Source organism: uncultured Marinobacter sp. (genome assembly GCF_913055835.1).
Classification (GTDB): Bacteria; Pseudomonadota; Gammaproteobacteria; order Pseudomonadales; family Oleiphilaceae; genus Marinobacter.
Genome location: NZ_CAJXKQ010000034.1, coordinates 42,440 through 50,051, shown reverse-complemented (window position 1 = coordinate 50,051; position 7,612 = coordinate 42,440). Strand labels below are relative to the sequence as shown.

The 7,612-nt window shown below is 62.9% G+C and carries 7 protein-coding genes; 2 read left to right on the top strand and 5 right to left on the bottom strand.

Annotated features, from left to right (window positions below):
• Together QZ534_RS15825 and QZ534_RS15820 are read left to right on the top strand one after the other, a co-directional pair.
• On the top strand, window positions 1–398 hold a 398-nt coding region (locus QZ534_RS15825), incomplete at its 5' end, for a TetR/AcrR family transcriptional regulator (RefSeq protein ID WP_296935772.1).
• 240 nt (window positions 399–638) lie between these two features.
• Window positions 639–1,949, top strand: coding sequence for an NAD(P)/FAD-dependent oxidoreductase (locus tag QZ534_RS15820; RefSeq protein ID WP_296935770.1), 1,311 nt, complete (start codon window positions 639–641; stop codon window positions 1,947–1,949).
• On the opposite strand, the gene nuoN is transcribed toward QZ534_RS15820, so the two are convergent.
• Genes nuoN through nuoJ form a run of 5 tightly spaced genes read right to left on the bottom strand, consistent with a single transcriptional unit; the run spans window position 1,912 to window position 7,598 of the window.
• Complete coding sequence (gene nuoN, locus QZ534_RS15815) at window positions 1,912–3,369, bottom strand: NADH-quinone oxidoreductase subunit NuoN (RefSeq protein WP_296935768.1); 1,458 nt, start codon at window positions 3,367–3,369, stop codon at window positions 1,912–1,914. The genes QZ534_RS15820 and nuoN overlap by 38 nt on opposite strands.
• Window positions 3,369–4,904, bottom strand: a complete 1,536-nt coding sequence (nuoM, locus tag QZ534_RS15810; RefSeq protein ID WP_296935767.1) for an NADH-quinone oxidoreductase subunit M — start codon at window positions 4,902–4,904, stop codon at window positions 3,369–3,371. Before nuoM ends, nuoN begins: the two co-directional genes overlap by 1 nt.
• Window positions 4,901–6,772: an NADH-quinone oxidoreductase subunit L gene (gene nuoL, locus QZ534_RS15805; protein ID WP_296935777.1), complete on the bottom strand. Its 1,872-nt coding sequence runs from the start codon at window positions 6,770–6,772 to the stop codon at window positions 4,901–4,903. The genes nuoM and nuoL overlap by 4 nt, the downstream gene beginning before the upstream one ends.
• The gene (gene nuoK / locus QZ534_RS15800) at window positions 6,772–7,080 is read right to left on the bottom strand and encodes an NADH-quinone oxidoreductase subunit NuoK (protein WP_296935765.1); all 309 of its coding nucleotides are present in this window, start codon (window positions 7,078–7,080) and stop codon (window positions 6,772–6,774) included. The genes nuoL and nuoK overlap by 1 nt, the downstream gene beginning before the upstream one ends.
• Window positions 7,080–7,598, bottom strand: coding sequence for an NADH-quinone oxidoreductase subunit J (gene nuoJ / locus QZ534_RS15795; protein WP_296935763.1), 519 nt, complete (start codon window positions 7,596–7,598; stop codon window positions 7,080–7,082). Before nuoJ ends, nuoK begins: the two co-directional genes overlap by 1 nt.
• Between the last annotated feature and the right edge of the window lie 14 nt (window positions 7,599–7,612).

Sequence of the window (7,612 nt, the reverse complement as noted above, 5' to 3'; positions counted from 1 at the left end):
TGGCCGCTCACCTCAAGGGTTTTGATTCAATTGTTGACGGTCTTCAGGACTATCTGCGCGGCATCGCCTGCAGTTGCGGCGATGAAAACGCAGCGCCCTCCAGAGCCTGTATGATCGTGAAAACGCTGCTGGAATCCAGCAATACCCACCCGGCTCTGGCTGACCAGGCCAACAGCATTCTTGCCGCGATTGAGGAATCCATTGCCGGCCTGGTCGAGCAGGCAAAGATGAAAGGCGAGCTGGTACAGTCCGCAGACAGCCGGCGGCTTGCCCGGCTCCTTCAGGCGCAGATCATGGGCCTGAGATCCATGGGTGAACGCCACCTGGACCCGCAAGCCATGAAGGCCCTGGGTGACGATATGGCCGCCATTCTGGACGGATACCGCACCCAGCATTGAACCTCCGTCCCGGGGACCGGCGAACGTGCCACCCCCGGGGTGGCTGATGCCGGGGCTAAAGGAAGCAGCACTTCCGTAGAATTGTACCCACAGGCCCCGCCACGTTAACATTGGCGCCCGGTTCAGAACCTGCCCTGTTTCCTGACCGAATTCTGGCTGCACGTCTGGCTCCCAGTGAGGACAGCCAAGCATTCTTGCCTGAAGAGTGTTTGGCTCTCTTCACTTACAGGTCTGATTGTCATGGAAAACCTTCATCACATTGTTGTGGTCGGCGGAGGCGCCGGCGGTCTCGAACTGGTTACCAGCCTCGGCAACAAACTGGGTAAAAAACGAAAAGCCAGAATCACGCTGGTGGATGCCGGCCTGACCCACGTCTGGAAACCCCTGCTGCACGAAGTGGCCTCCGGCTCCCTGGATGCCAGCGCGAATGAGATCAACTACCGCGCTCACGCCCGCAAACACCATTACGAATTCCAGCTGGGCCGCATGAGTGGCCTGGACCGCCACAACAAACACGTGGTCATTGCCCCGTTTCACGATGTCGATGGCACGGAAGTGGTCCCCGAGCGCCACATCCAGTACGACACCCTGGTGATTGCCGTGGGCAGCACCGCCAACGATTTCGGCACCCCCGGCGCCCAGGACAACTGCCTGTTCCTGGACAGCCTCAAGCAGGCCCGGCGCTTCCACAACCTGATGCTCAATGCCTTTCTGCGCAAGAATCACGAGGCTTTTCAGGGGGCTGAACACACCCTCAATATCAGTATTATCGGGGCCGGTGCCACCGGCGTGGAGTTGGCGGCGGAACTGCGCCTGGCGTCCCGCGAGTTGCCGGTTTACGGCATGAACCATCTCCAGCCCTCGGACGTTTCGATTACCGTGATCGAGGCGGCCGACCGCATTCTTCCTGCGTTGCCCGGCCGGCTGTCCGCGGCGGCCACGAGGGAACTGGAACACCAACGGGTGAAAGTAATGACCGGCCAGCCGGTCAGTGAAGTGCGTCAGAATACCGTCGTGATGAAAGACGGCACCGAACTACCCTCGGAGATGACCATCTGGGCAGCGGGTATCAAGGCCCCTGCGTTCCTGGCCAAGCTTGAGGGTCTGGAGGTCAACCGGAGTAATCAGCTGGTGGTGGAACAGACCCTGCAAACCACCCAGGATGCGGACATCTTTGCCTTTGGCGACTGCGCCGCCTGCCCGCAGCCGGATTCCGACCGGCCGGTTCCACCCCGGGCCCAGGCCGCGCATCAGCAGGCAGACACCCTGTTCAAGACCCTTTGCAACCGCCTGGAAAATGGCGAGGCCGTGCCCTTCGTCTACAACGACCACGGGTCGCTGATCAATTTCAGCCGCTACACCACCGTCGGCAATCTGATGGGCAACCTGTCCGGTCGCAGCATGTACATCGAGGGCAAGGTGGCCCGCATGTTCTATCTGTCTCTCTACCGGATGCATCAGGTGGCACTGCACGGCATGTTCCGCACCGGCATCATCTGGCTGATGGACCGGATCAGCCGCGCCATGCACCCGAGACTGAAGCTGCACTGACGCTCAGCTCCTGCACCCAGTCGATCATCGGGGCGGGGTAGATGCCCAATACCAGAATAACGACCGCCAGGGTGACCAGGGTTATGCCGCCAAGGCGGCTGCCCCAGTCATTGGTGACATCCCGGCGCCGCATCCCCGGTTCGGGCAGATACAGGGTTACCATCACCCGCAGGTAGTAATACAGACCAATGGCACTGCCGGCGACAACACCGCCAACCAGCCACCAGCGACTGTCGGCAACACCCAGGGCAATCACATAGAACTTGCCGATGAACCCGGCGGTCAGGGGAATCCCGGCCAGCGACAGAAAGCTGACCGTCATCACTGCCGCCAGATAGGGACGCCGCCAGAACAGGCCGCGATAGAGCGGCAACCCATCGGCGTCCTCGCCGCCGAACGGGCTGGAGACAAGAGTCACCACGCCGAACGCCGCCAGCGTCGTCACCAGATAGGTCACCAGGTATACTCCGGTGGTCTCGATGGCCAGCGCGTTACCAACGGCAATGGCCACCAGCAGATAGCCGAAGTGGGCAATGGACGAGTAACCCAGCAGCCGCTTGAGGTTTGCCTGGAACAGGGCCAGCAGATTACCGCCCAACATGGTTAACAGCGCCAGCACCGTGACCAACGTCTGCAGCCAGTCGGCCTGGAAAACCGGCGCCGCCAGCACCAGCCGCAACAACACCACGAACACTGCCAGTTTGCTGACCGTCGCCAGGTAGATCGTCGCCGGCGCCGGGCCACCCTGATAGACATCCGGCGTCCACAGATGAAACGGCACCACCGACAGTTTGAAACCAAGCCCCACGATCATCAGTGCGGCACCTGCGAGCATCCAGGCGTCCGGAGATTCAGCCAGAGCGACTGCGATTCCCGTCAGGTCCAGGTGGCCGGTGCGGGCATAGATCAGCGCCATGCCAAACAGCAGGAAGGCAGTGGCGGCGGCTGACAACAGCAAATATTTGATGCCCGCTTCCAGGGAGCGCTCGGCCCTGAAGCTGTAGGCAAGCATGCCGTACAGGGGCATCGACAATAGCTCCAGACTGATGAACAGCATGGCCAGATGGTCACTGGCCACCAGCCCCAGTGCGCCTGCGGTAGCGCACAGTAGCAGCAGGTAGAACTCTTCCCGGGGGCCGATATAACCGGTCAGGTAGTGATGGCTCAGGATCACGGTAACCAGCGCTGACAGCAGAACCAGTGTCGACGCCATTTGAGCCAGCCCATCCACTTGCATGAGTGGAGGGGAACCCGTAGATGCCACCGGCAGCAACAGCAGTGCGAGCACCAGGCCCGCTCCGGCGATCAGGGCTGTACCCGCATGGTGGCGCCGCCAGGCAATAACCAGCATGGCGACCACCGCCGTGGAGCCCACGACGATCAGCGGCAGCAGTGTGTACAAATCCGCCAGGGTCATCATCAGCGCACCTCCCCGGCCGTTTCCGCCAGATTCTGGGCACCACTGGCAAACAGTTCGACCACCCTGCCGGACATGCTGGCCGTGGTATCCAGCAGCGGCTGCGGGTAGAGACCGACAACCAGCACCAGCGCCAGCAGGGCCAGCATCATGCCATATTCCCGCCAGTCCGGGCCGGCGAGCGCGCCGTCACGATAAGCCGGGCCGAAATGGACCCGCTGCATCAGGATCAGCGAATAAATCGCGGCCATGACCAGCCCCGTGCTGGCAATAACCACCACCACCGGCGCACTCGGGAAGGTGCCGAACAGAATCATGAACTCGCCAACGAAGTTGGCCGTGGCCGGCATCCCCAGGGACGCAGCGACAAAACACAGCGTGAACCCCGGCAACGTCGGTATCCGACCCCAGAGCCCGCCCATGATGCGCATGTCACGGGTATGGATGCGTTCATACAGCTGGCCGCTGAGAATGAACAGGCCAGCGGAGGAAAAGGCGTGCGCCACCATCAGCACCACCGCGCCCTGGATGGCCAGCTCCGAACCGGAATAGATCGCGATCAGGACAAAGCCCATGTGGGAGATGCTGGTGTATGCAATCAGCCGCTTGATGTCCTGCTGGCCACAGGCCAGCACGGCGCCGTAAACGATGCCCACCAGCCCGAGCACCATCGCCACGGGTGCGAAGGCGGCGGACTCTTCCGGGAACAATGGCAGTGCAAAGCGCAGCATGCCGTAGGCGGCCGTTTTCAGCAGGATACCCGCCAGATCCACACTGCCCGCCGTCGGCGCCTGGGCATGGGCATCGGGCAGCCAGCCGTGGAAGGGCACCACCGGCAGTTTCACCGCAAAGGCCACGAAAAAGCCCAGCATCAGCCAGGGGGCGATGGCCTCCGGCACCTGGGTATCGAGCAGAACCTCATAGCTGAAGGACAGCTCGCCCGTGTTGCCAAAATGGATAAACACCAGCGCCAGAATCGCCACCAGCATCAGCAGACCACTGGCCTGCGTGTAGATGAAGAACCGGGTGGCGGCCCGAATGCGGGTCTGGCCGGCCGAGCCGCTGTGGCCCCAGAGCGCAATCAGGAAATACATGGGCACCAGCATCATTTCCCAGAACAGGAAGAACAGGAACAGATCCAGGGCCAGGAACACACCGACCACACCGCCGAGGATCCACAGCAGGTTGAGGTGAAAAAAGCCGATGCGGTGGCCGATTTCATGCCAGGAGCAGAGCACTGCAAGCGCGCCGAGGAAGCCTGTGAGCGCGACCAGAATGAGCGAGAGCCCGTCCATCGCCAGATGGATTTCAATGCCGAACCGGGGAATCCAGTCGGCCCGCCATTCCAGCAGCCAGGGCGTATCCGCCCCCGAGTGCAGGGCAAAATCTCCGGTTACCCAGAGCCAGAGGCTGATCACCAGGACAAACAGCATGGTGCCCAGGGCAATCCAGCGCGGTGCCTGCTCACCCCAGCGATCGGCCTGCCAGCACAGCAGACCACCCAGAAACGGAATCACGATCAGCCACACCAGGATCACGCGACACCTCCCGGGCCGATGGCCAGCGCCAGCAGAATCAAAGTTGCCCCCAGGATCATGGCCGTGGCATAGCTCCGAATCCGGCCATTCTGGGCCCGCACCAGACCGCTGTTGAGCAAACGCGCGAGCACTGCCACCAGGTTGATGGTGAGATTGATCAGGTCATGGCGCAGCATGCGCACCAGCAACTGCCAGGGCCGGACCAGCAGCCGGTCATACAGCGCATCGAACCCCCAGGCCCGGTGCCAGAGAGTCCAGAGGAAGGCACCCGGGCCACCGCGGACCTGCTCCCGTAGCCATTCGCGCCGCTTCACGAACAGCCAGCCCGCCACCGCAAGACCGGCAATCACGGTGCCACTGGCCAGCAGCTGCAACAGGGTATGGCCCGCGTCCGTGCGCTCACCGGGTGCCACCGGGAACAGGCCGCCAAGGTGGGGATAGAGCATGGCGCCCACAAAGGTGGACAGCACCGCCAGCACGGCCAGAGGCAGGTGGTGGGTCAGAACATGGCTACCCGGTTCGACGTTCCGGGCCTTGTCGCTGCCGCAGTCTCCGTGGAACGTGCCGAGAATCAGTCGAACCGTGTACAGGCAGGTCAGGAATGCGCCCAGAAGACCCGCCAGAAGGAGCCCCTGCTGGTCTGCCGCCATGGCCTGCCAGAGAATCTCATCCTTGCTGTAGAAACCGGCCGTTACCAGCGGCAAGGCCACCAGCGCGGAACCGCCCACTAGGAAACCGGCATAAGCCACGGGCAGGCGCTTTCTCAGCCCGCCAAGATTCGCCATGTCCTGTTCGTGGTGGCAACTGGTAATCACCGCCCCGGCGGACAGGAACAACAGCGCCTTGAAAAACGCATGGGTGACCAGGTGAAAGATGGCGGCATCGAAGGCGCCCACACCGAGGGCCAGGAACATGTAGCCGATCTGGCTCATGGTGGAGTAGGCCAGCACCCGCTTGATATCGGTCTGGGCCAGGGCCGCGAACGCGGCCAGGAGCAGCGAGACAGCACCGATCATCCCGACCAGCCACAAGACCTCGGGCGCCAGCAGGAACACGCCATTGAGCCTGGCGATCAGGTAAACGCCGGCAGTGACCATGGTGGCAGCATGGATCAGCGCCGAGACCGGGGTCGGCCCCGCCATGGCGTCCGGCAGCCAGGTATGCAGCGGCACCTGGGCGGATTTACCCAGGGCGCCGCCCAGCACCAGCAGGGCTACGAGAGTCGCCGTCGGGTCGCCCGCTGACCAGACCTCGCCCGCCCGGACCATCACCTGCTGGATATCCAGGGTGCCCAGGTCCCGGAAGATCAGGAACAGCCCCAGGGCCAGGAACACGTCGCCGATCCGGGTAACCACAAAGGCCTTGAACGCCGCCCGGCCGTTGGCGCTGTCCCGGTAGTAGTAGCCGATGAGCAGATAACTGCACAGACCAACCCCTTCCCAGCCGAGGAACAGCAGCAGCAGGTTGTCTCCGAGTACCAGCATGAGCATGCTGAATACGAACAGGTTCATCCAGGCAAAGAAGCGGGTAACACCGGCCTCGCCGCCCATGTACCAGACCGCAAACAGATGGATGAAGAAACCGACGCCGGTGATCACGGCCATCATCACCAGTGCCAGGGCATCCACCGCCAGACCGATCGTTGGCTGGAAGGCCCCCACCTGGATCCAGGTCCAGAGCGTGAAACGGACCGCGCCATCGCCGCCCGCATAGAGCGCGATGGCCCAGGCCGTCGCCAGGGCAGCGATGCCGACACTGCCGACACCGATGGCAGCGCCGGCCCGCGGCCCCAGGCGACCGCCGGACAACGCGAGCACCAGGGTGCCAACCAGGGGCATGACAAACGACAGGGTGACCGCCAGCTCCATCATCCGCGCATCCTGCTTACCAGATCGAGATTAAGGGACCTGACCCGCTGAAAGAGCTGGATCATCAGCGCCAGCCCTACCGCCGCCTCGGCGGCCGCCAGGGTAATTACCAGCAGGAACATCGCCTGGCCGTCGGGTTGATTCCAGGCCGTGGCGCCAACCACGAACGCCAGTGCCGAAGCGTTCAGCATCACCTCAAGGCTCATCAGAACAAACAACATGTTGCGGCGCAGCATCAGGCCGACCAGGCCCAGCACGAACAGAATGGCCGCCAGAATCAGGCCGTGCTCCATGGGAATACCCGTCATCAGGGCCGCCTCCTCTGTCGTAACGGATTCGACCGCCGCCCCACATGGGAAGCGGACACCAGCGCGCCAAGCAAGAGCAGGCCCGCCAGCTCCACCACCATCAGCCAGGGACCGAACAGGGTCAGCCCCACCGCCCGTGCGGTCAGCAGTTCGCCATCAATGACCCTGGCCATGTCGCCCCCGGTGATCAGGTGGAACAGTACACCCAGAAGCACCAGGGCAAGTGCCGAGGGGCCTAGCCAGTGCCGGGGGTGGCGCCAGCCTGCTTCCTCGCCATCCTGGTCCGGTCGGAGGTTAAGCATCATCACCACAAACACGAACAGCACCATGATGGCACCGGCGTACACGATGATTTCCAGGGCGCCAGCGAAGGGCGCACCCAGTGCAAAGAAAACCAGGGCGACGGCTATCAGCGAGACAATCAGGTACACCACGGCATGCACCGGGTTGCTGCCGGTAATCACACCGACCGTCGCCAGTACCGCCACCAGGCCACTCAGATAAAACGCCAGCTCCATGGGTCTTTACCTCC